23 protein-coding genes and 1 tRNA gene are annotated in these 25,266 nt (G+C 70.6%); 17 read left to right on the top strand and 7 right to left on the bottom strand.

Translation table 11 applies throughout. The features are described from left to right. Positions 1-215: 215 nt before the first annotated feature. Positions 216-770 carry a helix-turn-helix domain-containing protein gene (locus tag ABZ454_RS03430; protein WP_359535875.1) on the bottom strand — a complete coding sequence of 185 codons (555 nt, stop codon included), beginning with the start codon at positions 768-770 and terminating at the stop codon, positions 216-218. Between the two features lie 56 nt (positions 771-826). Here ABZ454_RS03430 and ABZ454_RS03435 point away from each other — a divergent pair, with 56 nt between their 5' ends. The 5 genes from ABZ454_RS03435 to ABZ454_RS03455 all read left to right on the top strand — a co-directional run bounded on the left by ABZ454_RS03435 (position 827) and on the right by ABZ454_RS03455 (position 7,085). Continuing rightward, positions 827-2,413, top strand: coding sequence for an MFS transporter (locus tag ABZ454_RS03435; RefSeq protein ID WP_359535876.1), 1,587 nt, complete (start codon positions 827-829; stop codon positions 2,411-2,413). Between the two features lie 908 nt (positions 2,414-3,321). After that, complete coding sequence (locus ABZ454_RS03440) at positions 3,322-4,122, top strand: GNAT family N-acetyltransferase (protein ID WP_356322233.1); 801 nt, start codon at positions 3,322-3,324, stop codon at positions 4,120-4,122. A 208-nt stretch (positions 4,123-4,330) separates the two neighbouring features. Continuing rightward, entirely contained in the window at positions 4,331-4,894 is a 564-nt protein-coding gene (locus ABZ454_RS03445; RefSeq protein WP_356322232.1) for a CGNR zinc finger domain-containing protein, read from the top strand. Between the two features lie 227 nt (positions 4,895-5,121). Next, positions 5,122-5,991, top strand: a complete 870-nt coding sequence (locus ABZ454_RS03450) for a carbon-nitrogen hydrolase family protein (protein WP_359535877.1) — start codon at positions 5,122-5,124, stop codon at positions 5,989-5,991. A gap of 251 nt (positions 5,992-6,242) precedes the next feature. Beyond that, positions 6,243-7,085 (top strand): prephenate dehydratase, encoded by an 843-nt coding sequence (locus ABZ454_RS03455; protein WP_359535878.1) that lies wholly within the window; start codon positions 6,243-6,245, stop codon positions 7,083-7,085. Between the two features lie 137 nt (positions 7,086-7,222). Here the strand turns inward: ABZ454_RS03455 and ABZ454_RS03460 are convergent, their stop codons facing one another. Next, positions 7,223-8,488, bottom strand: a complete 1,266-nt coding sequence (locus ABZ454_RS03460; protein ID WP_359536168.1) for an MFS transporter — start codon at positions 8,486-8,488, stop codon at positions 7,223-7,225. A 103-nt stretch (positions 8,489-8,591) separates the two neighbouring features. Here ABZ454_RS03460 and ABZ454_RS03465 point away from each other — a divergent pair, with 103 nt between their 5' ends. Then, positions 8,592-9,044, top strand: coding sequence for a helix-turn-helix domain-containing protein (locus ABZ454_RS03465; RefSeq protein WP_359535879.1), 453 nt, complete (start codon positions 8,592-8,594; stop codon positions 9,042-9,044). Positions 9,045-9,496: 452 nt separating this feature from the next. Here ABZ454_RS03465 and ABZ454_RS03470 read toward each other — a convergent pair whose 3' ends face one another. Together ABZ454_RS03470 and ABZ454_RS03475 are read right to left on the bottom strand one after the other, a co-directional pair. Beyond that, positions 9,497-9,811: a nuclear transport factor 2 family protein gene (locus ABZ454_RS03470; RefSeq protein ID WP_359535880.1), complete on the bottom strand. Its 315-nt coding sequence runs from the start codon at positions 9,809-9,811 to the stop codon at positions 9,497-9,499. A gap of 64 nt (positions 9,812-9,875) precedes the next feature. Continuing rightward, complete coding sequence (locus ABZ454_RS03475; protein WP_356322228.1) at positions 9,876-10,070, bottom strand: hypothetical protein; 195 nt, start codon at positions 10,068-10,070, stop codon at positions 9,876-9,878. Between the two features lie 454 nt (positions 10,071-10,524). Between ABZ454_RS03475 and ABZ454_RS03480 the strand changes: the two genes are divergently transcribed. Next, the gene (locus tag ABZ454_RS03480; protein ID WP_359535881.1) at positions 10,525-11,319 is read left to right on the top strand and encodes an SDR family NAD(P)-dependent oxidoreductase; all 795 of its coding nucleotides are present in this window, start codon (positions 10,525-10,527) and stop codon (positions 11,317-11,319) included. An 87-nt stretch (positions 11,320-11,406) separates the two neighbouring features. On the opposite strand, the gene ABZ454_RS03485 is transcribed toward ABZ454_RS03480, so the two are convergent. Continuing rightward, complete coding sequence (locus ABZ454_RS03485) at positions 11,407-12,015, bottom strand: TetR/AcrR family transcriptional regulator (RefSeq protein WP_359535882.1); 609 nt, start codon at positions 12,013-12,015, stop codon at positions 11,407-11,409. Between the two features lie 324 nt (positions 12,016-12,339). Here ABZ454_RS03485 and ABZ454_RS03490 point away from each other — a divergent pair, with 324 nt between their 5' ends. From ABZ454_RS03490 to ABZ454_RS03505, 4 genes are all read left to right on the top strand, one after another. Next, positions 12,340-12,924: a DinB family protein gene (locus tag ABZ454_RS03490; protein WP_359535883.1), complete on the top strand. Its 585-nt coding sequence runs from the start codon at positions 12,340-12,342 to the stop codon at positions 12,922-12,924. 210 nt (positions 12,925-13,134) lie between these two features. Next, a complete protein-coding gene (locus tag ABZ454_RS03495) occupies positions 13,135-13,413 on the top strand; it encodes a hypothetical protein (RefSeq protein ID WP_356322224.1) in 279 nt (92 codons plus the stop codon). Positions 13,414-14,129: 716 nt separating this feature from the next. Beyond that, positions 14,130-14,702, top strand: coding sequence for a hypothetical protein (locus ABZ454_RS03500; protein ID WP_359535884.1), 573 nt, complete (start codon positions 14,130-14,132; stop codon positions 14,700-14,702). Positions 14,703-14,982: 280 nt separating this feature from the next. Next, complete coding sequence (locus ABZ454_RS03505) at positions 14,983-15,621, top strand: SUKH-4 family immunity protein (protein WP_359535885.1); 639 nt, start codon at positions 14,983-14,985, stop codon at positions 15,619-15,621. A 106-nt stretch (positions 15,622-15,727) separates the two neighbouring features. On the opposite strand, the gene ABZ454_RS03510 is transcribed toward ABZ454_RS03505, so the two are convergent. Then, positions 15,728-18,025, bottom strand: a complete 2,298-nt coding sequence (locus tag ABZ454_RS03510; protein WP_359535886.1) for a hypothetical protein — start codon at positions 18,023-18,025, stop codon at positions 15,728-15,730. Between the two features lie 3 nt (positions 18,026-18,028). After that, positions 18,029-18,100, bottom strand: a tRNA-Ser gene (locus ABZ454_RS03515). Between the two features lie 216 nt (positions 18,101-18,316). Between ABZ454_RS03515 and ABZ454_RS03520 the strand changes: the two genes are divergently transcribed. The 6 genes from ABZ454_RS03520 (at position 18,317) to ABZ454_RS03545 (ending at position 25,180) form a co-directional block, all read left to right on the top strand. Further along, positions 18,317-18,988, top strand: coding sequence for a HEAT repeat domain-containing protein (locus tag ABZ454_RS03520; RefSeq protein ID WP_359535887.1), 672 nt, complete (start codon positions 18,317-18,319; stop codon positions 18,986-18,988). A gap of 3 nt (positions 18,989-18,991) precedes the next feature. Continuing rightward, positions 18,992-19,996, top strand: a complete 1,005-nt coding sequence (locus ABZ454_RS03525) for a MerR family transcriptional regulator (protein ID WP_359535888.1) — start codon at positions 18,992-18,994, stop codon at positions 19,994-19,996. A gap of 240 nt (positions 19,997-20,236) precedes the next feature. After that, complete coding sequence (locus tag ABZ454_RS03530; protein ID WP_359535889.1) at positions 20,237-20,779, top strand: hypothetical protein; 543 nt, start codon at positions 20,237-20,239, stop codon at positions 20,777-20,779. A 356-nt stretch (positions 20,780-21,135) separates the two neighbouring features. Further along, on the top strand, positions 21,136-22,749 hold the full coding sequence (locus ABZ454_RS03535; protein ID WP_359535890.1) for a phosphodiester glycosidase family protein: 1,614 nt from the start codon (positions 21,136-21,138) through the stop codon (positions 22,747-22,749). Positions 22,750-22,804: 55 nt separating this feature from the next. After that, positions 22,805-23,836: an alpha/beta hydrolase family protein gene (locus ABZ454_RS03540; protein WP_359535891.1), complete on the top strand. Its 1,032-nt coding sequence runs from the start codon at positions 22,805-22,807 to the stop codon at positions 23,834-23,836. Between the two features lie 138 nt (positions 23,837-23,974). Continuing rightward, positions 23,975-25,180 carry an MFS transporter gene (locus ABZ454_RS03545; RefSeq protein WP_359536169.1) on the top strand — a complete coding sequence of 402 codons (1,206 nt, stop codon included), beginning with the start codon at positions 23,975-23,977 and terminating at the stop codon, positions 25,178-25,180. The last annotated feature ends 86 nt before the right edge of the window (positions 25,181-25,266 follow it).

The raw sequence follows: 25,266 nt of genomic DNA on the forward strand, positions 1-25,266 counted from the left end.
GACCGTCGGGGTCGAGCCGCCTGGGGGTGAGGAATGCCTGGGCTGCGGTGACGAGGGTGACGAGGTGGTGTCAGCCGGCGCAGGACGGGGAGGACGAGGTCCTTGACCGAGCCGGGAGGAGCGTCCTTGCCCGTGCCAGGTCGACGGACCCTTCGCTTGGCGGGGCGCTCGCATGCCTGAACGCAGCTTTCACGGACTGACGGCGGGGCCCGCGCCTACCGCTTTCGCCCCTGCACGACCTGTCGCGACTGCTCGTCGGCCGTCGGGTGGAAGCGCGCCAGCCGCGCCTCGGTCTCGTCGATGGGCACGTCATGGCCGGCTTCGCACCGCACAGCCGGGACGAGCAGCTCACCGCAGTCGGCGTGCACGAGTTCGACCCCGCCCTGCACGCCGTCCGCCTGCCGGCCCCAGTTCATCAACGCGACGAACAGCGGGAACAGGGCGCGGCCCCGGTCGGTCAGCACGTACTCGTGGCGGGTGCGCGCACCCGGCACCCGGTAGGGCTGCCGCTCCATCAGCCCGTCGGCCACCAACTGGCGCAGCCGCTTGGAGGCGACCGTCTCCGCGAGGCCGGTACGCCGGACCAGGTCGTCGAAGCGGCGCCCGCCGTAGAACGCCTCTCTCACCAGCATCATCGCCGAGCGGGTGCCCACCACTTCCAGGGACCGTTCCATGGCGCACCATCCGGCCGCGGTGAAAGCGTCCCGGTCGGCGAACTCGCCCGTGCGCGTGAACACCGTCTCGTCGTCCTGCAGGTCAGCGCGTTCCATGAACCCATCCTAACCTGACTAGCGTTTTCAGAAGCCAGACTGCTACGTTCCTGGCTATGCAAAACAGCAGCCAGCCCTCCGGTACGCGCACCGCACCCCCCATCGCCCCCGCCGCATCGACGGTCGGCATACCCGCGCACCCATGGCGCGGAGTGCTCACCGTCTGCCTCGGCGTGATGATGGCGTTCGTCAACGTCTCCTCCACCATCGGGGCGCTCGGCGCCATCCAGCGGGACCTGCATCCGTCCGCGAGCACGCTGGTATGGGTGACCAGCGCCTACTCCCTGGTCGTCGCCACCCTGGTGATGTTCGCCGGCACCCTCGCCGACCTGGTCGGACGCCGCGCCGTCTTCCTCGGCGGAGCAGTGGTGTTCACCGGTGGCAGCCTGCTGGCCTTCGCCGCCGATGGCACGGGACTGCTGATCACCGCGCAGGCGGTCATGGGCGTGGGCGGCGCGGCCGTCCTGCCCGCCAGCCTGTCGATCGTCAGCCACTCCTTCACCGACCCGCACCAGCGGACCAAGGCGATCGGCACCTGGGCCAGCTGCTCCGGCCTCGGCCTGGCCGTCGGCCCGCTCGGCGCCGGGCTGCTCCTGGGAAGCTTCACCTGGCACGCGGTGTACCTGATCGACGTCGTGATCGGCGCGCTCACGGTGGTCCTGACGCCGTTCATGGTGCCGGAATCCAAGCACCCGACCCGGCGACTGGACCTCGCCGGCGTCCTGCTGGGAACCGTCATGATCGCGTCCGCGACCTACGCCATCATCGAGGGCGGCTCCTCCGGCTACGCCTCGGGCCGCATCATCACCGTGTACGGCGTCTTCGCCGTCTCCCTCGTACTGTTCCTCACCGTCGAAGCCCGCCACCACGACCCCATGCTGGACCTGCGCCTCTTCCGCAACCCGTCGTACAGCGCGATCATGGGCGTCGCAGCGGCCTCCATGTTCGGCTTCGTCGGCACCTCCCTGCTCGCCGTCCTCTACATGGAACGTGTCCAGCAACTGTCCGCGCTGGCTACCGGCGTCCGGCTGCTGGCCATGTTCGCCACTTACATCGCAGTCAGCGCCCTCGCCGGACGCCTCGTCCAGAAGATCGGCTTCGCCCTCACCCTCACGGCCGGCCTCGTCGTCCTGGGCGGCGGCGCACTGGCCCTGCTGGCCATCGGCCCCTTCACCGGCTACGGCGCCCTGTGGCCCGGTCTGCTGATCGCCGGCATCGGCTCGGCACTGCTGACCGCGCCCTCAACCGCCGCCGCCGTCAACAGCGTCCCCCGGCTGCAGGCCGGCATGGCCAGCGCGACCGTCAACATGTTCCGACAGATCGGCTCGGTACTCGGCCCCAGCGTCCTCGGAACCATCGTCACCACCAGGTTCCCCCGCTACCTGGAAGAACGGCTGGTCTCCTCCGGTGTGCCGGCCCCGGACGCCTCCCACATCACGGAGGGAGCCGTCCACGGCGACAGCGCGAACTCCCTGCCGACCACACTCGCCCACACCGTCACCGACTCCGCAGCACGCGCCTTCACCGACGCCGTTCACCTCGGACTGCTCATCGGGGGCATCACCCTGCTCGTCATCGCTGTCCCCACGGCGATCTTCGTACGACACCGCAACGCACCGGCCCCCGCACGGGCAGCGAGCTGACGCTCAGCGTTGCGGATCCGGAGCCTGCCCGGCGGACGCGGCGAGCCCGCGTCCGCCGAAGCCGCCCGGGGCAGCGGTCACGTGCGCGTGCTCCGCCCGGACTTCACCGACCGGCGGCAACGGACCCCCGGCGCCCCCTGTTGCAGCAGCCGGTGTACGCGTCCGCCCTCGACCAGCAGCTTCAAGCCGAGAACGGCGAGCTGAGCAAGTCCTGCCCCTCGCATAAGCTGACCGTCCGACGGCCGGTATGAGGGGCATGCAAGGCACGGTGTCGACAACGGTGACCGGCGCCTGCTGAGGCTCGATGACTCCAGCGCGGCCGCCTGGCATCGAAGGGCCCACCAGCAGTACAGGCGAAACCCCACCGAGCGTGCGCGAGCTGCCGAGTTCGAGAGAAGGTCCAGAACCTCGGTCGCGGCTTCGGCGCTGATTCCGTATTCCCGAAGCTCATCCGTCTCGGGCCATCGTCCGGCGGCTTCGGGCAGGAACGATCGAGCTGCTGAGGCCAGCGCCTCCTGCAGGGTGTCGGACACACTGATGATGAAGGCACGCTCCGCGTCCGGGGACGAGAGGAGCTGCCCTGAATGGCCGGCCCGGGTGTCTCACCGTCAGGGGCGGATGCGCACCCGCACCTGCTGAGCGCCGGGCCGCGATCGGCGGGCAGCGGCGCCGCGCATCGCGTCCGCCCTCCGAGTACCGCCTCGAACAGACCGCCGCGCGGGAGCCCCGCCACATCGCGGCCGGACATTCCACCGGTCGAGCCGGGCCGACCGACCTGCCGTGAAAACCGGCCAGGTCCTTCAGGGGGCCCGCACAGGCTCCGGATCGGCTTCTATGATCCCAGCATCCGAGGGCCGCTGTTCTGCGCGGCCGACTCTTCGCACACCCGACAAGGTTCAGGAGCTGCGGTGTCAGATCTCGCGGAGTCGATCGAATCAATGGAACAGCTCGCCGTGGTGTGGCGCGCCATGGTGCTGGACCGCGATGCCGGTGCGGACGTGCGCGACCTGCCGGGTATAGCCGTTCGCTGGGCCGACTGCCGGTTCGCGTTCTGGAACTGTCTCACGCTGACCGAGGTCGGCGCGGATACGGGCCTCGTCGAGCAACGTGTGAGCGAGGCGGCCGACATCATGCGCTCGAAGAAGCAACCGGGCTTCCTCTGGGTATTCGATGATCTCCTCGACGACGAGGCACGCACCGGGCTGGACGCCACGGCAGGGCGGGCCGGCCTTGAGCACGCGTTTCCCGGCACCGGCATGGCCGGTGACCTGCTCCCCGTACCCGACCCGGTCCATCCGGACCTGACGTTCGTCCGGGTGAGCACCGACGAACATCTGCAGGCCTTCGCCGACATCAACTCGCGCGCCTACGGATTTCCCCTGGAGGACGGCCGCGACGGGCTCGTCGGCTCCTCCCTGTGGAAAGACCAGGTGCACGCCTACCTGGGCATGCGGGACGGGGTGCCGGTGACGTGCGCCGCGACCGTGGAAGCGGAGGGCCGCCTCTTCGTGGTGCTCGTCGCCACCGATCCCGGCCGAGAACGCAAGGGCTACGGCGAGGCGGTGACGCGCAAAGCGTTGTACGAGGGAGCACGGGCCACGGGCCTGACCCGCGCCACCCTGCACGCAACCGTCGCGGGCGCGCCCGTCTACCCTCGTATCGGCTTCAGGCCGAACTCGCCGATGCGCTTCTACGCGCTGAAGAGCTGATCCGGTGACTCGGGCGGCCGGGTACCGGAGAGGTCGCCCGCTCACGCCTCAGGGTCCAGCCGCAAGAAGACGGGCCCCCGACGTACGAGCCGGTGCCCCGCCCGAGGTCTCGCGTCCAAGGAACCCAGCCCTTGGTGGAGCCCGCTCGCCACGCTCCGGCAGGTCACGGTTCTTGCGACACTGAACAGTCACCTGTCAAAATGGTGACGTGAACCTTGACCATGTGTTCGTCTGCGGGAACCCGGCCCTCGACTTCGCGGCAACCCTCCGTGCCCGCCGGTCGGCGCGCTTCGAGATGCTCGTGACGCCGGACCGGCTGAACGCCTGGTATGTGGAGTCCGGCGTCGTCGACACCCTCACCCCTGGTGGGGAGGGCGATGTCGAGCAGGCCAGGACCGTGCGGGAGGCGATCTACCAGCTGGTCACAGCCCGTCGTCTCGGGGAGGAATTCGGCGGCGAGCCACTCGCGGCGCTGAACGACGCCGCACGCAAGCCGCCCGCCACGCCGCAGCTCACGCCGTCCGGGCGCCGGACCGAGGCGACACCCGCGCAGGCCCTGTCCACCGTCGCCCGGCACGCCGTCGAACTGCTCAGTGGACCGGACGTGCCCCTGCTGAAGGAATGCGGCAATCCCGAGTGCACCCGCGTCTACATCGACAGGTCCCGCGGCGTGCGACGGCAGTGGTGCGGCATGGAGTCCTGCGGCAACAAGATCAAGGCAGCTGCCTACCGGGCCCGCAAGAAGACCGCGCCTGCCAGGGCCGCACACTGACCAGGCACACCTGCCACGGCCGCTCATCGGACCGCCGCGCCGGACTCCGTCGGTACGTGTGACGGCCGGCCCGTGCCACTCCCTGACACCTGGACGGCGGGGGCGAAGGGCAAGAGCGCGGGGGTGGGGCCTGTCTCCTGGTGGCGTCAGGACCTGATGCTTCGATCATCAGCCTCCGGCAGCGCCCCCGGTGAACGTCGGGACGGTGGGCTGGAATGCTCAATTGCATGAAAATCGCGACAGCCCAGTTCAGCTGTGTTCCTGCTGACATTTCGGCCAATGTGCGGCAGATGGTCGCCCTCACCGACACGGCGCGTGTGAGGGGTGCCGAGCTGGTGGTGTTCCCTGAGCTGGCGTTGACCGGGTACGAGCTCGAAGCTCTGCTTGCAGACCGCGACCTCTGGGTGCAGGCGGACGACCCGCGGCTGGATGCGGTCCGGGCGAGTGGTGTCGCCACGGTCGTCAACTGCGCCGCGGCCACCGACGAGGGGCGCCCTGCCATCGAGACGCTGGTCTTCGGGCCCGACGGCGAACTGATCACCACGTACCGCAAGCAGCACCTGTTCGCGCACGAGCGGGACCTGTTCGTGGCAGGACAGCATGACGGTCGATTCGAGTTCGGCGGGCTGCGCTTCGCCCTTGCCACGTGCTTCGACAACCACTTCTCCGAGCTGGTCTCACGGGGTGCGGCCGATGGGTGTCAGGTACATCTGGCCAGCTCGCTGTACGGCACGGGCGGCGGAGTGGAAGAGCTGGCGGTGGTATATCCGGGCATCGCCAAGGACTTCGATCAGCACGTCGTCGTGGCCAATCATGTCGGACCTGCCGGGCCGTGGACCGGCTGCGGCCGCTCCACGATGTGGGCTTCGGGCGGCGACCTACTCGCGCAGGCCGACGCCGACTCTCCCATGGTGGTCACCGCGGAGATCGGACAGAGCGTGCGTGCCATGGATCAGACGCAGCGAGTTCAGAAGCGCGGCAGCAGTAGCGGTCCCCAGGTGGATGTAGCCGCGCTCGCGGTGACGCGCGGCGTCGGCTGTGAACCGCTGCAGCTCCGGCTTCACGGGCAACATCCTCCGCGTCTCGCTGGACCGTGAAGCGCTGGAAGACCTGGAAAGGGTGAGGCTGCCTGCGTACCAGTCCTTGACCCACGCCCGGGGCCACGGCTGTGGTCGACGTGCCCGAGGTCATGGCGGCGCACCAGGGGGTGCCCCTGCCGTTCGGCGGGGTGCGGCAGGCATCCCCTGGTGCGCGGAGTGGAGACAGGTCGCCCATACTGCACCACGTACGCTTCGCGGTAGAGCTTCTGCCGCCCGGCCCCAGAGCTCCGCAGCGGAAGGCTGAACACGTGACCACGGTCGCATATCAGGGTGAACCCGGATCCAACTCGGCGACGGCAGCCCACGCCCTGTTCCCCGACGGACGGGGGCTCGCCTGTACCGGCTTCGAGCAGGCTCTGGACGCCGTCACACTCGGCGACGCCGATGTCGCCGTGATCCCGGTGGACAACTCCGCGGCCGGACGCGTGGCGGACGTGCACCATCTGCTGCCCGAGTCGGGGCTGTTCATCGTCGCCGAGTATTTTCTCGCCATCCGCTTCGACCTGATGGCGGTCCCAGGCACGGCCCTTGACCAGGTGGAGTGCGTACGCAGCCATGTGCACGCCCTTGGACAGTGCCGGAAAGTGTTGCGCGAGGGCGGCTGGCGCACCCTCGTCAGCGATGACACGGCCGGGGCGGCGCGAGAGGTGGCCGAGCTGGGTGATCCGCGGCATGCGGCGCTCGCCCCACCGGCCGCGGCACGGCTCTACGGGCTGGACGTCCTGCGCTCCGAGGTCGAGGACGACCCGGACAACACCACGCGCTTCGTCGTCCTCTCGCGGGACTCCGCCCTCGCACCGGACACCGGCGAGCCGACGATGACAAGCCTGTTCTTCTGCGTACGGAACATCCCCAGCGCGCTGTACAAGGCGCTCGGCGGCTTCTCCAGCAACGCCGTGAACCTCACCAAGATCGAGAGCTACCAGATCGGCGCCGGGCTCAATCCCAGCCGCTTCTACGTGGAGATCGAGGGCCACCCCGACGAGCCCCGTGTCGCCCTCGCCCTGCAGGAGTTGCGGTTCTTCTCGTCCGAGGTGCGCATTCTGGGCGCCTACCCGGCGCATGCGCACCGGCTGCGGGGCCGCGCCTGACGGGCCGGCGGCGGGCTTTCTGAGGGGCGGCCGTTCGTCGCCGGCACCGCGGGGTGCCGGCGGCGGCGTCCAGACCCTCGTCGGCCCCCTGCATGATGCGTCCGCGAGGCACTCCGCCCGACGTTCGGCGACGGTGCTCAGTCTTCGCCGCCAGAGGCCACGTAGGCGACGGGGCCCGGGGTGATGTGCGCAGCGCACGCCCACAGCAGGAGCCCGAGGCAGCTGAAGGCGGCACCCAGCGCGCATACGGCGCCCCAGCCGGCCACCGTGTAGAGCGAGGTCGCGGCGATGGCGCCGGTGGCGCTGCCGATCGAGTAGAAGACCATGTATCCGCCGATCAGCCGGCTGCCGGCTTCCGGTCGCAGCGCGTAGATCAGGGTTTGGTTGGTGACGTGGACCGCCTGCACGGCGAGGTCGAGAAGAATCACCCCGACGACCAGGGCCCACAGTGAGCTACGCATGAAGGCCAGAGGCAGCCACGATCCCGCGAGCAGTGCCAGGGCGATGCCGGTGGTCCACCGGGAGAGTCCGCGGTCGTTGAGGCGGCCCGCGACGGTCGCGGCGACGGCGCCGGCGACGCCGATCAGCCCCAGTGCCCCGATCGCGCTGTGGGACAGGAAGTACGGGGCCTCGCTGAGCGGCAGCGCGACGCTGCTCCAGAGGGTGCTGAAGGAGGCGAAGATCAGCAGCCCGAACAGGGCCCGAAGCCGCAACAGGCGTTCCCGTGCGAACAGGGTGATCGTGGAGCGCAGGAGCTGTCCGTAGCGCAGCGTTGTCGGCGGAGTGCCACTGTGGCGCGGCAGCACTCGGTACAGGACCAGGGCGAGCAGGGCGGTGAGCGACGCCGAGGCCACGTAGACGGAGCGCCAGCCCGCAAGATCGGCCATGAGGCCGGACGCGGTGCGGGCGAGCAGGATTCCGATGACCACGCCGCTGGTCACCAGGCCGACGACGCGTCCCCGCCGGGCGGGAGGGGCCAGTGATGCCGCGAACGCCACCAGCGTCTGCGTGACGACCGCGAGCAGCCCCGTGGCGGCCATCCCCGCGAGCAGGACCGCCGCCGTGGGAGCGGCGGCCACCGCCGCCAGCGCCACCACCAGGAGCAGCAACTGGGCCACGATCAGCCGTCGGCGGTCGGTCACGTCGCCCAGCGGCACGAGGAAGAAGAGTCCCAGCCCGTATCCCACATGCGTGAGGGTGACCACACTGCCGACGAGTGCCGGGCTCATGGCGAGGTCGTGGCCCATGGTCACCAGGAGCGGCTGGGAGAAGTAGACGTTGGCCACCGCGGCACCGCAGGCGACGGCGAACAGGATGACGAGGCCTGGGGAGAAGGCGTCCGCAGCACCTCCCTCGCTTCGGCCCTCGGTCCCTTGCGTCACAGCATCACCGTCGGTCGCCATCAGCAGCGCCCCTCCATCTGGTTTCATCTTGCTACCGACGGTGAAGGTATCCATCTTGGTAGCATGTTGCAACCATCATGACCGTGCGAGAGTGAGGGACACCATGGTGACCAGAACGCGATTCGACGACAGCGAATGTCCCGTGGCCCGGTCGGTGGACGCGATCGGTGACTGGTGGTCCCTGCTGATCGTGCGCGACGCCTTCGACGGAAGCCGGCGCTTCGGAGAGTTCCAGCGCAGCCTGGGCGTGGCGAAGAACATCCTCACCGCGCGTCTACGCACCCTGGTCGCCGGCGGCGTCCTCGAATCCGTCCCCGCGTCGGACGGCAGCGCCTATCGCGAGTACGTACTGACCGCGAAGGGCAAGGCCCTCTTCCCCGTCATCGTGGCTTTGCGGCAGTGGGGCGAGGAGAACTTCTTCGCCGCCGGCGAGCCACACTCAGAGCTGGTCGACCGCCGACAGGGACATCGCCTCCGCACGCTGGAGGTGTTGTCTGCGGACGGGCGGCGGCTGGACCCCGACGACACCACCGTCCAGAAGGTTTCCCCCCGGTGAGGTGAGCCGGGGACGATTCCGGTACCCACACGTCGCTCCGACCGGTGATGTCGAGGCCGGCCGGGAGAACGGCGCACCGGGTTGCAGCATGTCCCACCGAACGCGTCCGAGGCATCGACCGACCTCCCCGCACTCTTCCCACTCTTCCGCGCTGCCGGCCGGGTTCCGAGCCGGTGCTGACCCCTCGGAAAGGCCTCTGCCCCTCGTCCGCTCCGCCGACGCCCCCTCACCTGCGGTGCGGAGCACGGGTGTTACCGCTGAGACGCGAAGGCGGGCGGTCATGCCGCGATGCGCTTCACCGTACGACCGTACCTGGTGGCCCCGGGCGCGTTGCCGGGCTTCCGCAGAGGTGCAGGCCGGCAGCCCGGGGCACCTGTGCGGGGTTCGCAGGACGCGCCGCCTCGAACGGGCTCGGGACCGCCGCAGCCATGTGCGCGGCCAGGATCATCTGCTCAGGCGCGCAGGTGGCGGCTGACGTCACCCACCAGATGGATGCGGACCTGACGCTCGGTGAACCGCCACTGCTCGTCACGACGCGCGAAACGGTCACGGTAGCGCCCTGCGGCCACGGGCTGCGGGGGAAAATCGGGCAGCGCCTGGAACACCGTGACGTAAGAACGCGCGGCCGCGGTTCCCGCCTCGTCGTCGACATCGACAGTGATGTGGGTCGTGACGTGGTGGGTTCGGGGAGCTCGAGGCGTGCGGACACGTGTCGAAGCCCGAAGCACTGGCAGGTGAAGCACCCGGCCTTCACGCGCCGCTCCCACGATCGCCCGCCTGCTGGCGCAGGGGGCGCATGCAGGTGGGGCCGACCGTGAACTGCGTGGACGGTCAGAGCCCCAGGTCCAGTGCCAGGCATGAGAACTGATTCCACGAGGCCTCCGGGTTGTACCGCTCACTCGACCCGTCGTCAGGGGTGGCGACCTCTTCTTCGATCATGTCCTCGTAGCGGATGCGCTCGGGCAGCGTGCCGAACCGGGCATGACGTGCCGCCGCGGCGTTATCGATGGCTCCTGCGGTGTTCACCGTGCGCCTCCGCTCCCTCAGTGGCGGATGCCCCGCCCTCTCGATGACGTCAGGATGCACCCGCGAGCGTCACCCGTCAAGGCGGTGACGCAGTGGGCCGGCTCGTCACGCCCGCAGTCCGGTCGGTCGTGGGCACAGGTATCTCCAGCAGGCGATCGAACCGCCGGGAGGCCGGAGGTCGGCCCACGGGGGCTGGGCTCGACGAGAAGCACCAGTTCCCCCCTCCCACGACCGATGCCGCCGCCTTCCGGGCGGGGCCGACTCCGCGACCCCATACGTGCCGCCGGGGATGCGCCACACCCTCCGCATAGCTCCTGCGGACCGGCAGCGACTTTTTGGACTTGCAGGTCCATTTTTCGAAGTGCAGGCTGCGATGGACCAAGCAGTCCAGACGTGGTCGGCCCACCGGTCCCGTAGCCGGCCGACCTCACCAGCAGTTCCGGAGGGAAAGACCATGGATCTTCAACTGAGTGGCCGACGTGCACTGGTGACCGGATCGAGCAGCGGCCTCGGCGAGGCGATCGCCAGGCGACTGGCAGCAGAAGGCGCGTCCGTGGTCGTGCACGGGAGGGACGTGTCAAGGACCGAGGCGGTGGCCAAGAGCATCGGCGCGGAGGGCGGGGACGCCTCGGTGGCGATCGGTGATCTGGGAACCGACTCGGGTGCCGACGCGGTACACGCCGCGGCTGCCGAAGGCGGCCCGATCGACATCCTGGTGAACAACGTGGGCACCTATGACATGGCCCTCGGGTGGGCCACCACGTCGGCCGAGCAGTGGGCCGAGACGTACAACACCAATGTCCTGACCAGCGTGCGGATGATCCAGCGTCTCGTTCCGCGCATGCGGGAGCGGGGCTGGGGGCGGGTCATCCAGATCAGCAGCGTGACCGGCGAGCGGCCCGCCGCGTCCCAGCCGCACTACGCGGCGACGAACGGGGCGCGTAACGCCCTCGCCAAGTCGCTCGCACGGGAGTTGAAGGATTCCGGTGTCACGTCGAACACCGTCGCCGCAGGCGGCATCCTCACCCCGCAGTCCCTGGATCCGTTGCTGACGCTCGGCAGGCAGAACGGATGGGGACAGACGTGGGAAGCGATCGAACCCCGTCTGACCGCGGAACTCGCGCCCAACGATGTCGGCCGGATCGGGCGCCCGGAGGAATACGCCGACGTCCTGGCGTTCCTGGCGAGTCCGCTGGCGGCTTACATCACGGGCGCGACACTCTCGGTGGACGGCGGCTGGTACGCCTGAGGCCCGCCCGGCGCGGGCGGTTCACGGACCGGTCGGGCCGGGCCCGACGGTCCGGGAACCGCCGGGCCGCGTCGGGGCGTTGTGACGTCACGCCACCGTGTGGGCGGCGCCCCGCAGATCCGCGATCCCCTGGTCAAGGGCGGCACGCAGATGGCCGGACCGGCCCGTCGACAGCAGGATCGAGACCCCTCCCTGGATGCCGGCCAACAGCGCCGCGGCTCTCAGGCCGGCGTCGACCCCCCGAGGCAGCAACCCTGCCGTCTGCAGCGCCCGGATACCGGCTTCCAGGCTCTCCTGCCAGCGGCTCATCAGGCCGGAGACGATCGCTCGCGCCCCGGGAGTCGAGCGCCCGACCTGAAGGAACAGCGATCCGAGGGGGCACTGGTCCCCCTGGGCCTCGTAACGTGCGATCACCACGTCCCGCCACTCGTCCCATGCCTCCCACGAGTCCAGCCGGCCCAGATACGGCTGCTGGTCCTCCAGCACTCGATCTGCCTCGAACTGGGCTACCGCGAGGAGCAGTTCGTCCTTGCCGGCCGGGAAATAGTGGAACAGTTGGCTCTTGCTGGTCATGGTCCGCGCCATGATGTCCTCCAGGGTCGCCGCTGCGACGCCCTTCTCCCGCAGCACCGCCGCAGCGCCCTGGACGATCCGGCTCCGCGTGGCTCTCCCCTTCGCCGTCAGTTCACCGACCATGACCCACCTCCGGAAAATGGACTGCTGGGTCCACTGTAGTTCGGTGTTCGGTCCGTCCGCTCGGCGGACTTACGGAGCTGTCGCTCCCCCGCTGCCACCCTTCGCGTCCACCACTCTGCTCGCCACGAGACGGCCGGGTAGCCGGCCCGCGAAGCCGCTGGCCACACGGCCGGCAAGGAAGGCTTCGGGGCAGCCCTGGAGGCCCTAGCTTCTCGCAGCAGCTCGGGGCGGGGGCCATGGTCAGGCAGGCCTCGGCTCTGCCGGTCGTCGCGATCCACGTACGGATCTTGAGGCCACGAGCAGCCCATGGCAGGCTCATGCCGCATGATCGATGAATTCGCGAAAGGCGACCTGCACGGGAGACTGCGGCGGGACCGCGAGGCGCTGCTCTGGAAACTCGACGGCCTATCCGAATACGACGCCCGCCGACCTTTGACAGCGACCGGGACCAATCTCCTCGGCCTGGTCAAACACGTGGCCGCCGTCGAGGCCAGGTACTTCGGCGAGGTCTTCGACCGCCCTTCCCCGCAACCGCTGCCCCGATGGCAGGACCACGACGGCAGCGATCTGTGGGCGACCGGGGACGAGACGCGCGATCAGATCATCGAGTCCTACCGGCGCACATGGGAACACTCGGACGCGACGATCAACGAGCTGCCCCTTGACGCCCCCGGCCACGTGCCGTGGTGGCCGGAGCCCTATTCCCACACGAACCTGTTCGCCATCATGGTCCATGTCCTCAGCGAGTCCGTTCGGCATGCCGGGCACGCTGACATCCTGCGCGAGGGCCTCGACGGTCGGACCGGGCTGCGCGCCGAACACGAGCAGCGGATCGACGAGGAAGCCCGTGCCGCCTATTGCACGAAGATCGAGGAGGCCGCCAGATCGGCCGCATCAGTCAAGGGGTAGAGGCTGCCCCACGTGACGCGATGTCCGAGCGGCACGACGCCGGCCGTGGGTGCTGATCTGCCCAGGGTGCTGCTCTGTCGACGCATCTGGTTCCTGCCGTGGCGTCGGCTGCATCGGTCAACCGGCCGGTCCGTCCGGAGACACCCTTCAGCCGCCTCGCCGGCCGACGCTGCGGTTGCTGTGAGGTGGGCGGGGCGCGACGGTGGTGGCATGACGAGTCGGTACGAGGGCGACGCGGTGCTTGTCGCCGGGCACGTGCAGATCCCGGTGGAAGCTCACCTGGTCACCAAGGAGCCTGACGGGTGGCACGGCAGCCTGCGCGGGGTGCCGACCAGTCGGGTCTTCGACCTGCACGACAGTGACGTGCTCCGCCTCAGCATGCCGGACGGGCAGGTGCGGCAGGTCCATCTGGAGCCGGCCAGCCATGCCCACGAGAGCGAGTTCACCGTCGTCCCCGTATACGGTGACGGCCCGGCGCCCTTCTCGTAGAGACGTCGCGGCTGGACGAACGGTATGAGAACCACCGGCGCAGGCCCGCCCGCGCCCTGGGGGGCCGGCCGCATACTTGTCGGTGCACGGTCAGCGGATAGTTACGGTGGGCGGTGGATGGTGGACAGGCCTTGGCCGCCATCGCATGGCAACGCTGGGGCGGCTGTACGTCAGCGATGTATCCGGGCGTGGATCGGGTCCGCCGTCTCACGGCTCGAAGCATCGGCCATGGGTCGCCGCACATGGCCCGCAAGGTTCGTGGCAGCGTCCGCAGGAGTACATGTGAGCCTGACGAAGTCATGGACAGGCCGCACACCTGATACGTAGGGAGTCTCCGTGCAAGGGCTCACCTCATGTCACGCGGACACCGGGCACAGGGTGCTCCCTGACGTGTTCCGCACCGGCCGATGCCCCTGCCTTCAATGCCCTGGCCCTGTTCGAAGGCGGTGGCCGCACACATCATCATGCGCGGGCAGAGGCCTCCGTACGGGCAACTTCCGCACCCCCGGCGTACACCCCCGGCGGACGGCGACGGCCCGCCGAGTCGACTACGATTCCTCACACAGGGGCGGAGCGCCAGGTAACCCGCTGCTGCGGTGGCCCCGACGCGGAAACACGCCCGGTCCATCGTCGTGAGCCGTCCACACCTCTCGGCGCGGCACCTTCACGGTGGGTACCATGCGCGGCATCATCCATGAACGAAGGAGTGACCGCTTGTGACCAGCCAATCAGCCGCCACGCTCCGCACACGGTATGTACAACAGGCCGCGTCGGACCTGGAGGAGAACCGTCGTCTGCAGCAGGAACTGGCGGAGAAGATGGGGGTGTTGAAGCAGGAGGAAGCGCTTCTGTCGGACATCATTCATCTGGCCGAGCAGTACGAGGGATCGTCCCGCCTGCCCGAGCAGGCGCAGGACGAACCCGCTCTCACAGAGGCGAAGCAGGGTGCCAAGGGCGCCGTCACCGGCAAGGCTGCGCCCCGGCGCTCCGCGCCGGCCAAGGCAGCGCTCGCACAGGGCACCGCGAAGACGCCCGCGAAGACGCCCACGAAGGCGAAGGGGAAGGCGCGCCAGCCGCTGCTGGGAGACACGCTCCTGGACCTGCTCCGGGCGCACAACGAGCCGCGGCTCGCGAAGGAGCTGCGCGACGAGCTCCTGGCGAAGCACCCGGACCGCACACCGACACCTCAGGTGGTGCGCAACACCCTTGAGTCACTGGTGGCCAAGGGCCGTATCCGGCGCCACAAGCAGCAGCGGTCGGTGATGTACTCCCCGGAAGAGCGTTCCTGAGGCAGACGATCGACGGCGATCCGCTGTCGGGGGCCGGGGCCAACTCCCCTGCGACGACGGCAAGCCGCCGAGCTTGGCGTTCGCTCTCCGCCCGACCCGTCGTGGCCGTTCCGGTATGCGTCACCGGCAGACGTGCCACTGCGCATCGGTCGCAGTGATCAGCCTCGGCAGCGCATCGTCACGGCAGTGGCGTCGAAGTCGGGCAACTCACGTGCCACCGTTTCCCTCCACCAGCAGTCGCACGGCGCCCGCATCGCCGCCGAGTCCGGAGCTTCCGCCAGTGCTTTTCGACGTCTCCCGCGGCGACCTCGCCGACATCTTCGGCGAGGGCCGGCTCGTGGCCCTGCCCGCAACCGCCTTCCCGCCCTCCGCCGCGGGCACCCGGGGCGCCCGCCTCCTGCAGACCGTCGGCGTACCCTCCGGGACGCTGTGGCTGCGGGAACCCGACGAGGAATCCGGCCGACTGCCCCTCGTCCAGGACGTCGTCGGCTCGGAGGACTTCGAGGACTTCGAGGACGCCCCGGAGGGCGCGGGCACATGGCCCGTCATCGGCTGGCTGCTCAACGCCCACCTCGCGCTCGACCCTGGTTCCGGCAAGGTGTACGCCGTCGACGCGGACGAGGAGACCGTGCAGGAACTCCACACCGACGTCTCCTCCTTGGTCCATGTCACCCTCCGGTTCCAGCGGCTGCTCGAGGAGTTCACCTTCGGCAGCGGTGACGGCGACGGCAGCAGCGACGACGAAGCCGACTTCGAGCGCCTGGAGCGCGAGGTCGAGCGGATACGTCAGGAGACGAGCAGCGTTGACCCGCTCCCCTTCCTGCACGACGAGACCGTCTGGTGGGTGGTCGGCGAGGAGATCGCCTCGGGCCAGCGCTTCACGGGCGACAGCCCGGGAGCCCGCTCGCTCTACGGGTGATCCCGATCCCGGGCCGATGTCGCCTGCCGCGACGGCCGCCTGCGAGCTGCGCTCCACCGGCCGGGACGCCGGGACCTTGGCCGTGTCACCCCGCGCACACCTGTCCTCACCGCATCCAGTGCCCGTCGGTGCTCCATCCCACAAGGCGCCGGGCGCGGCCGGCGTCCGCCGTTCCGTCACGGTCGAATGTGCCGCCCTCGGCGACCAGGGCCAGGCCCGCCAGGGCGGGAGCGAGCCGGGTCGCGACATGGGCCGGGTGGCGGGCCGCCTCCTCGTTCAGGCCCGCGATGACCCGCCCCTGCTCCTGTGGCGGGCACAGGGACAGGTGGAAGACCATCTGGCGCCATGCGTAGGCCGCGTCCTTGATGGTGCCCAACGGCCTCGGGTTGTGATGGACACGGGCGGTGAGTCGGCACACGGTCGCGAAGCAGCGGTGTGCCAGGTCGGCCCAGCCGGGGCGGGGGGCGATGCCCACCCGGTGGACCAGCGTGGCCAGGTTGTGGGTGGTGAGGATCTGCGCCTGCTCGATCACCGTGCCGTTCGCCGCGGCCGACCAGGACCGCGACGCCGTCCCGGCACGCTCGGCGCACAGTCGCGCGAAACCAGGAGAGGTGCGGGCGCCGGTCGAACTGGTCAGGGCCGCGGCCGTCTCGATGATGGCCAGGTTGCGTATCGCCGCGTAGTCGATGCTGTAGTAGCGCTCGTACAGCGTGCCGCCGAGCAGTTCTGCGGCGATCCGCGCCGCCCTGAGGAACTTCGGGCTGAACGTGCCCATGAAGATGTCGGCGGCCAGCTCTTCCACGAACGGGGCGCCCAAGCCGCACTCGCGTTCAAGCACGCCGAACTCGCGGACCAGCGGGTTGGGCAGAAGCGTTCCGGGGAACGCCTGCACGGCCAGCTCGCCCAGCCGGCGCAGCACGGACAGCGCGCCTTCTCCGTCCGGCCCGCCGAGCCCTGCGGATCGCTGCCGCGACACCGCCCGCACCCAGGGCAGTTCCTCGACGCGCACCTGCTGTTCCAGGTCGAGGAGGAGCAGTGAGCGGCGTCTGCGGAAGGCCCGGTAGTTCGCGGCCATGAGCGCGCGCAACGTCTCGTCGTCGTACGCGTGCGCGGTGGCGGCGACCAACTGCGGCACCAGCTCGGCCAGGACTTCGGCGGAAGGGACGACACCCCGCTCCACGAGCGTGCCGAGCGGCGCGCTCAGTGCCGCCTCGACCACCTGGCGGATCGCGGCCGGGACGACGGCGCCGGTGGGCAGGCCGGTCTCCCGGCTCTCCTCCTCGGTCACCACGGCCAGGAGCGCGGGCACATCGTTGATGCCCGTCTCCTGGGGGAGTACGGCGAGTCGGCGCAGCATCAGCTGGGCCAGTGCGTGGTGGGAGGGGAGCGCCGCCTGCTCGGCCTGGCGCCGGCGCAAGGCCGTGTGCGGGGCCGAACCGGGCAGGCCGCGCCGCCGCACCATGGACTGCGCCGCGTGCCGCAGCAGACCGAGCCGGCGCGCCTCCAGCGGGCGTCCGGCGACGATCTCCTCCAGCGCACCGCGCAGAATGCCCAGGTTCTCCTTGGGGTCGCGGTGCTTGGTGCAGCGGGTGTGCTCCGCGGCGAGCCGCCGGTAGCGGCCGAGCAGGGCCTCGCCTTGCTCCAGCCAGCCGGCGTCCGGGACACGTGTGAGGATTCGCCCGTCGGGCGCCGTCCGCAGCCAGTGGGCGAGCAGTTCGTCACCGAACGGCTGCCACACGGCGAGCGCCTCACGCTGGGTCTCGACGGCCGTGTGGGGCCGACGCCGTACCAGGGTGTCGACGGCGTCGGAGACGGTGCGCCGATGGACGGCCACGGTGGCCGGCGGAGTGGGCCCGTCCGCCGGGCGGGGCAGGAATCGCAGCCGGTCGGCGAACGGCTCCAGTTCCGCGACGAGGCCGAGGGCAGCGTCGGTCTCCCCGTGCCGGACCAGCCAGGCCACGGTGAGCAGCGCTGCCTCCTCGGGCACCCCGACCTCATAGCCGCCGTTGTCCAGCCGGGCCCACAACCAGGCGAGCCCGGGCTCGGTGAGGCAGTAGGCGAAGAGCGCGCGCCGCTCGGCGGGCACTTCGAAGAGGTGCGCCGCTTCGAACTCGTGGGGCTGCAGGGGCCCTTCCGCGCTCGCCGTGCCGGTGGCGAAGCCTCCGCGTACCACCTCAAGGGTCACCCACGGCGCAAGGCCTTCCACGGGCGTACGAGAACCGACCGACAGCCGGCCCGCGGCCATGGCCGACAACACCATGCGCCAGCGCTGCCCGCGCGCCTCCGCGCGGCGCCGGGTGTCGGGGTCCTCGTGGGTCAGAGCGGTCACGAAGGCCTTGGCCAGCTGGGCCTGCGGATAGGACGGGGCCACGATGCGGGGCTGCTGCTCAGCGTTGTCATTCATAGGCCGACGTGGCAGGTTCCGCCCCTGCGCCCTCCGGGTCTCGAGCCCGGTGCTCTGCTACTGAGCTACACGCCGATGACGGTAGACGTTAGGGGTCCAGGCGATCACTCCACAAACCGTTTTTCATCAGATCGCACGTCTCCCGCACACCGTGGGGAGGGCGGGCGCTGCCCGTGGAGCTCCCTCGAGGGGCCACTCGGAACGCAGGGGTGACCAGCGATGACGGAGCGGGTGCTGTTTGACCTTGACACGGTGACAGGCCTTTCACTGCTGTCCATGGAGGTGGTCCACATGACGATCCCGAGACAGGACACGGTCGCCGCGCGAGCGCTCCGGGGCCTGGAGGACGGCCGTGCGTCCGTGCGGCTACAGGCTGCTCTGGCGGCCGGGGCGACGCCTGACGCGCGGTACGTCGACAGACTGGTCGAGCGATGCGCGATCGAGCCCGACTTCTTCGTACGCGACATGCTGACCTGGGCGCTCACCCGCCAGCCCGTGTCCACGACACTCCCCCGCCTGGTCCGCGAAGTCCGCTCGGAGCGGGCGCAGGCACGGAGTCAGGCGCTGCACACCCTGTCCAAGATCGGGGACCGGCGGGCTTGGCCCGCGATCACCCGGTGCCTGTTGTGCGACACCGACCGCGAGGTGGCCCGGAGCGCCTGGCGGGCCGCGGTCGTGCTCGTGCCGGAAGGCGAGGAGTCCGCCTTGGCCGCGGCGCTGGCGACGCGACTCGGCCGGGGTGAGCGCGAGACGCGGCTGAGTCTCAGCCGCGCGCTGGTCGCACTGGGCGATGTGATCCTGCCGGTTCTGCGATCTGCGGCGGCGGCTCCCGACCCGCTGGTTCGAGTCCACGCGCTCGCCACAGAGCGCCTGTTGCACGATCCGGACACCGGATTCGAGTGCGCGATCGAGGAGGCGAAGCGCGTCGTGGCCCTCGGCGGGGCCGGCCCGGAGGGAGGATAGGACGTGTTGATCGGTGAGGTGGCGCGAAAGTCCGGGGTCAGTGCCCGCATGCTCCGGCACTACGAGTCGCTCGGCCTGTTGCGGCCTCGCGGTCGCACGGACTCGGGCTACCGGGAGTACTCGGGGGAGGACGTCCGGCGCATCTTCCACATCGAGAGCCTGCGCTCCGTGGGGCTGTCGCTGCGGGAGATCGGGCGCGCGCTCGACGATCCCGGTTTCACTCCGGCGGCGCTCGTCGGTGACCTCATCCGTCAGACACGCGAACGCATCGCGGCCGAGACCGAATTGCTCACGCGGCTGCGCCGGGTCGATGCCGCGGACCCGGCCCGTTGGGAGGACGTCCTCCAGGTCGTCGCGCTCCTCCAGGCACTGGGCTCGACGAGTGCTGACGCGCGGCAGCGCGCCGCCCTTTCCTCGGTCGACGCAGTATCGGTGCCGGTGGAGGCACTGGTCGAGGCGGTACTGAGCGAGGCGGATCCGAACGTTGCCGGAGCGCTTCGATGGGCCCTGGCACGGTCGGGCGACGGCGGTGCGGCCCTGCTGGCGGAGGGCCTGGGCTCACCGGTGGCGGCCGTGCGGGAGCGCGCCGTCCGGTCCCTCGGCGAGATGCCCGGCGACGAGGCGACAGCGAAGCTGCGGCCGGCCCTCGTGCACCCCGACCTCGTGGTCCGTCGGCATGCGGCTCTGACGCTCGGGACACGTGGAGTGGCGGACGCCGTCCCGACGCTCATCGACATGATCGTGGAGGGCCAGTACGACACCGATGCGGCCGATGCGCTGAGCGTGCTGGCGAGCGACTCCGGAACGGCTGATCTGATCGCCGCCGGGCTCGTCGACCGCCTCGCCACCGGTACCCCCGAACCGCCTGCCCGTGGGCGGCTGGCCCAGGCCCTGGCCGCCGTCCCGGGGGCCGCGGCGGCACGTGCCCTCGGGGAGCTGTCACACGACGAGGACCGGGCCGTCGCGCTCACCGCGGCATACCTCCTCCGGCTACGCGAACCAGGGTGACGTCGCTGTGCCCAGAATGACGCAGAGGTGCTCGGGTGACGCGGCCACCTCGGGGACGGTGGTGTCGCGCGCTCGCTCGATGCGGCGCCCCGTCGACACGACCACGTCACCCGCGCGCCGTGCCGTACAGCTCCCGTGGCGGCCGTCATCACCCCTTCAGCGGCTATATGCAGTCATATGCATATTTCTGTTCCTACCTTGGTGGAGACACCTGTCATCCACCTATGCTCAGGAGAGAACATGCCGACCAGGCGCACCGGCCTCACCGCCCTCGCAGCGACAGCGCTGCTCGTGGGTGCGACTACCGCGGTAGCCGCACCGAGTGACACCGGCACGACTTCGTCCACATCACCGACGGCCACAGGAATCGAGCACCTGCGCACCCAGGTCGACCTGCCGGCCGGCGCCTGGACCAACACCCCCCTGGAAGTCACCCTGCCCAAGGCAGGCACCTACGAACTCGACGCGGATGTCCGCGGGCGCCTCCAGGGTGTCCCCCCGATCAACCTCTTCATCACCGCGCGGCTGTGGAACGTCACAACCGGCACCGCCGTCGCGGACAGCGAGCGACTCGTCAACCAGATCATCGACTCCAACGCGGGTGATGCCGAACTGGGTGACAACCAGACCGCACCGATCAGCGAGCTGATCAGCGTGACCCAGCCGACGACGATCCGGCTGCAGGCGCAGCGGATCGACGCCGTCGGGGCGGCGACCATCGGCCAGATCTACTCCGACGGCAACGGCTTCACCTCCCTTCGTTACGAGAGGGTCGGCTCCTGACGGAGTCGTCCCGTCTCCCTTCGTTACGAGCGGGTCGGCTCCTGACGGAGTCGTCCCGACCGAGAGATGCGTGGCCCCTGCCCCGGCTGTCCGAGGCAGGGGCCACGCCCCGTTTCGGGGAGGGCATCCGGCCCGTTGAGCGCCGGACGGGAGGCCGGCCCACCCCGTTCGACCGAGCCCGGCCTTCCAGGACGCCGTCCGTGCGGTCCTCCACGCGTACGGTCCCCCGCTCCGGCGCAGCGCGCGCCGAGGGAACGTCAGGAGCCGACGGACCGAGAGTATTGGCGTGTACACGTCTTGACTGTGGGGCGCTGCCGCACGCACCTTTGCTGGGCCGATCTTTCCCAGGGGGGTACATGAACAACAAGGTCCTCGGCGCGGCTACGGTCCTGGCCCTCGTGGCCGTGGTGGGCGCCTCGCCGGCGCCTGCCTCCACCCCGCCGCGGCCGGGGACCGCGCGCGCCCTGCCGCTGGGCGCCGTCGGCTTGACCGAGACGCGCAGCACGCGGACGCTGCAGCCCGGTGTCACCCTCACGCGGATCGTGCGCGGTGCCGACGCACCGGCCCTCGCGTGGACGGTCGAGCTCGCCATACCCGGCGGTGTCACCTCGCCGGACCCCGACGCGCCGCCGACGGCGTTGAAGGACCGGGCGAGCGCCGACGAGCTGACCGCCGACGTGCAGGCAGCCGGCTTCGACGCCCGGGCCGAGGAAGTGACGACTCCGGCCGTCGCCGACTACGCCGGCGGGTCGCTCGGGTGGCGGGTCCGGGTCGGGCTGTTCGGCTCGCAGTCCGCCGCGACGGCCGAACTCACCCGGCTGAGAAGAGACGGGTACGCCGGGTCCGCCGTGTACACCGGCTGGGACGGCAACTCCTCGGACCGTGGCCCGTGGCGGATCGACGTGCTCACCATCGACCCGGGCCGGTTCCGCGGCGCGCTCAAGGCGTCGTACGGTCCGGATCTGGAGAACCGTGAGAGGACCAGCGAACTGGCGGCCGCGGCCGGCGCGACCGCGGGCGTCAACGCCGGGTTCTTCGTCCTCGATCCGAACGCCGGCGCACCGGGCGACCCGGCCGGCGTCGGCGTCTACGACGGGCGGCTGCTGAGCGAGCCGGTGAACGGGCGCCCGGGTCTGGTGACAAGCGACACCGGCAGGCACACCACGGTCGCTCGGCTCACCTGGCGGGGGCGGGTGGCCGGCCGGGGCGCGTCGCGGCCCCTGGACGGCATCGACCGTGTGCCGGGCCTGATACGGAACTGCGGCGGCACCGCCGACACACCCACCTCACTCCCTCTGCACGATGTGACCTGCACCGACCACGACGAACTGGTCGCCTTCACGCCCGAATACGGTGCGCAGACGCCACGTGGCGACGGCGTCGAGGCGGTACTGGACGCCCGCGGCCGGGTATCGCACCTGCGGTCGCCACGGGGCGGACCGCTTCCGGACGGGGGCGGTTCCGTCCAGGCGACCGGCAGCCGCGTCGCCGAACTGACCGCCCTGGCACAGGTCGGCCGGCCCCTGCGCGTCGAAAGGACGTTGCGGGACGGGAACGGCCGCGAGGTCCCCACGTCACCGACGACCAGCATCCTCAACGGGGGCCCCGAACTGGTCCGCGACGGTCGCCTCCACGTGACGCCCGCGACCGACGGCATGGTGCAGCCCGGCAACCCGAGCTTCTACTACGGCTGGATGCACAAACGCAATCCGCGCACCCTGGCCGGGGTGGACGCCGCCGGCAGGACCGTACTGGTGACGGCGGACGGACGCAGCACCGACGCCCTCGGCCTGAGCATCCCCGAGAGCGCCGCCGTCGCCCGGGCACTCGGCCTGCGCGACGCCATCAATCTCGACGGCGGTGGTTCGACCACGATGGTGGTCGGCCCCGAAGTGATCAACGATCCGTCCGACGCCGCAGGCGAACGCCCCGTCGGGGACGCACTGCTGATTCTGCCCGGCCGGAGCTGACCCGCCCCGGCCCGAGAAGGCCCCCGTCCGCGACCGCCCACCGCCAGGAGTCGCCATGACCGCCCCCGCCGTCCCGATCCGACGAGCCCGCCTCCTGCTCATCGTCGGCGCACTGCTGCTCACACTGGTGTCGAACCCGCCGGTGCCGGCCGCCGCCTCGACCGTGCCCCCCGCCGCGGAAGCGAACGGGCGCGCCTCGTCCCGGGGTGCCGAGGTCGTCGCGATCACCCAGGTCGCCGACCGGCAGGTCGACCTCTCGGTCCGTTCGCCGGCGCTCGGCGGCCGTACGGTGAAGGTGCGTCTGCTCACGCCCGACGGCTGGGACCCGACGGACCGGAACCAGCACTGGCCGACCCTCTGGCTGCTGCACGGCTGCTGCGGGGACTACACGTCGTGGACCGGCCAGACCGACGTCGCACGGACCGAAAGCCTGCGCGACGTCCTCGTGGTCATGCCGGAGGCCGGCTGGAACGGCTGGTACAGCGACTGGTGGAACTACGGCCAGGCCGGCGCCCCGGCATGGGAGACCTTCCACACCAAGGAGTTGCGTCTCCTCCTTGAACACGGCTGGGGAGCGAGCGGCAACCGCGTCGTGGCGGGACTCTCGATGGGCGGCCAGGGCGCGCTCCTGTACGCCGCCCGGCACCCCGGAATGTTCAAGGCCGCCGCCGCGTACTCCGGCTCCGTACATCCGCTGCTCAACGACGAGTCGGTGAACCGCATCATGGGGTTCTTCGCCGGTCAGGGCAACGACCCGCTGAGGGTCTGGGGCGACCCGGTGGCACAACGCGAGGTCTGGGAGGCCCACGACCCCTTCCATCTGGCCAGGCGTCTCACGTCCATCCCGGTCTATCTGTCGTGCGGTGACGGCACCACCGGCCCCTTGGACCCGCCCGGCGGCACGAGCGACTTGGAGGCAGACTTCAACCGGCAGAACCACGCCCTCGCGAGCGAGCTCGAACGCCGGGGCGCACACCACCTGGTCACCCACTTCTACGGACCCGGCACCCACGGGTGGGCGTACTGGCAGCGTGAGTTGCACTCCTCCTTGCCGATGCTGCTCCACGCGCTGCGGGCCGGGCGCTGAACGGACCCTGTCCGCGATCACCCTGCCCAGCTTCCGCGCCGTGCGGGGGCAACGGCCCCGTCGGCCGCGACTCGCCCCGGCGGCGCCCCGCGCCGTGCACCCTCCGGGCGGCCGGCCGATCGTAGGGTGACGTGGGTGATCGTTCGTGAGGGTGCGGTGGGAACGGGCGTCGACCGGCGGCTCGGCTATCTCGCCGCGGCTGTGGTGTTCGCCATCGGGATGGCCGGGACCACGCTGCCCACTCCCCTGTACGGGCTCTATCAGCGGCAGATCGGTTTCTCCGAGCTGATGGTGACCGTCGTGTTCGCCGTGTACGCCCTGGCGGTGATCACCGTTCTGATGGTGGTGGGCAACTACTCCGACATGGTCGGCCGCAGACCCGTGCTGCTGTGCGCGATGGCCCTGTCCGCGGCGAGCGCCGGATGCTTCCTGCTGGAGCACGGGCTGCCGCTGCTCTTCGTGGGACGACTGCTGTCCGGTGGCGCGGCCGGCCTGCTGAGCGGAGCGGCGACCGCGGCCGTCCTGGAGCTCGCCCGTCCCGCGCAGAAGGCGAGGGCCGGATTCGCCGCCACGGCCGCGAACATGGGAGGGCTGGGCTGCGGACCCCTGCTGTCCGGCTTCCTCGCGGAGTACACCCCGTGGCCGTTGACCCTTCCGTTCTGGGTGCACCTGGGCCTGGTGATCGTGGCGTGCGGCATCACTTGGCGTCTGCCGGAGACGGTGAAGGAACCTCGGCGTCTGCCGCGTCCGGCGCCTCAGGGCGTGGCGGTGCCACCCGAGGTGAAGGGGGTGTTCGCACGCGCCTCCGTGGCGGCGTTCGCCGGCTTCGCGCTTCTCGGGCTGTTCACGGCGGTCGCGCCGAGCTTCGCCGCACAGACGCTGGGCGTGGACAACCTGGCGGTCACCGGAGCCGTCGTGTTCTCCGTCTTCCTGGCCTCGACCGTCGGACAGTCGCTGACCCGGCGCGTCGGGGCGCGCCTCGCCCTGCCGCTCGGGTGCGGCGCTCTCGTCGTCGGGCTGCTGCTGGTGGCGGCGTCGCTGATCGCCGAATCCCTGCTGCCGCTCGTCCTCGGCGCGCTGTGCGGGGGCGCCGGCCAGGGGCTGTCCTTCCGTGCCGCACTCACCCTGGTCAGTGACGCCGCTCCGGACAGGCATCGGGGCGGCACCATTTCGGCCTTCTTCGTCGTCGCGTACACCGGTATCTCGGTGCCGGTGGTCGGGGTGGGAGCCCTGGCCACGTGGCTGGGGCTCCGCGAGGCCGGGCTGGTCTTCGCCGGCTGCGTCATCCTGCTGGCGGCGGGGGCGGGGACCTACTCCGCCCTCAGGCCGCCGCCGCGTGCGTAGCCGTACTCCACCCGGTTCGTACGGCGTGCGCGGCGGTGACCGAGGGCGGAGTCCGCGGCGAGGACCCGCTCCTCGGAAGGCCGCGG

Origin of the sequence: Streptomyces sp. NPDC005803 (genome assembly GCF_040630435.1) — a bacterium.
Taxonomy (GTDB): Bacteria; Actinomycetota; Actinomycetes; order Streptomycetales; family Streptomycetaceae; genus Streptomyces.

Coding starts and splice junctions, on each gene's coding strand:
- ABZ454_RS03460 (WP_359536168.1), bottom strand. CDS start 8,488: ATGGCGACCGACGGTGATGCTGTGACGCAAGGGACCGAGGGCCGAAGC.
- ABZ454_RS03520 (WP_359535887.1), top strand. CDS start 18,317: ATGACGATCCCGAGACAGGACACGGTCGCCGCGCGAGCGCTCCGGGGC.
- ABZ454_RS03465 (WP_359535879.1), top strand. CDS start 8,592: ATGGTGACCAGAACGCGATTCGACGACAGCGAATGTCCCGTGGCCCGG.
- ABZ454_RS03495 (WP_356322224.1), top strand. CDS start 13,135: ATGACGAGTCGGTACGAGGGCGACGCGGTGCTTGTCGCCGGGCACGTG.
- ABZ454_RS03490 (WP_359535883.1), top strand. CDS start 12,340: ATGATCGATGAATTCGCGAAAGGCGACCTGCACGGGAGACTGCGGCGG.
- ABZ454_RS03530 (WP_359535889.1), top strand. CDS start 20,237: ATGCCGACCAGGCGCACCGGCCTCACCGCCCTCGCAGCGACAGCGCTG.
- ABZ454_RS03480 (WP_359535881.1), top strand. CDS start 10,525: ATGGATCTTCAACTGAGTGGCCGACGTGCACTGGTGACCGGATCGAGC.
- ABZ454_RS03540 (WP_359535891.1), top strand. CDS start 22,805: ATGACCGCCCCCGCCGTCCCGATCCGACGAGCCCGCCTCCTGCTCATC.
- ABZ454_RS03485 (WP_359535882.1), bottom strand. CDS start 12,015: ATGGTCGGTGAACTGACGGCGAAGGGGAGAGCCACGCGGAGCCGGATC.
- ABZ454_RS03510 (WP_359535886.1), bottom strand. CDS start 18,025: ATGAATGACAACGCTGAGCAGCAGCCCCGCATCGTGGCCCCGTCCTAT.
- ABZ454_RS03450 (WP_359535877.1), top strand. CDS start 5,122: ATGAAAATCGCGACAGCCCAGTTCAGCTGTGTTCCTGCTGACATTTCG.
- ABZ454_RS03430 (WP_359535875.1), bottom strand. CDS start 770: ATGGAACGCGCTGACCTGCAGGACGACGAGACGGTGTTCACGCGCACG.
- ABZ454_RS03535 (WP_359535890.1), top strand. CDS start 21,136: ATGAACAACAAGGTCCTCGGCGCGGCTACGGTCCTGGCCCTCGTGGCC.
- ABZ454_RS03435 (WP_359535876.1), top strand. CDS start 827: ATGCAAAACAGCAGCCAGCCCTCCGGTACGCGCACCGCACCCCCCATC.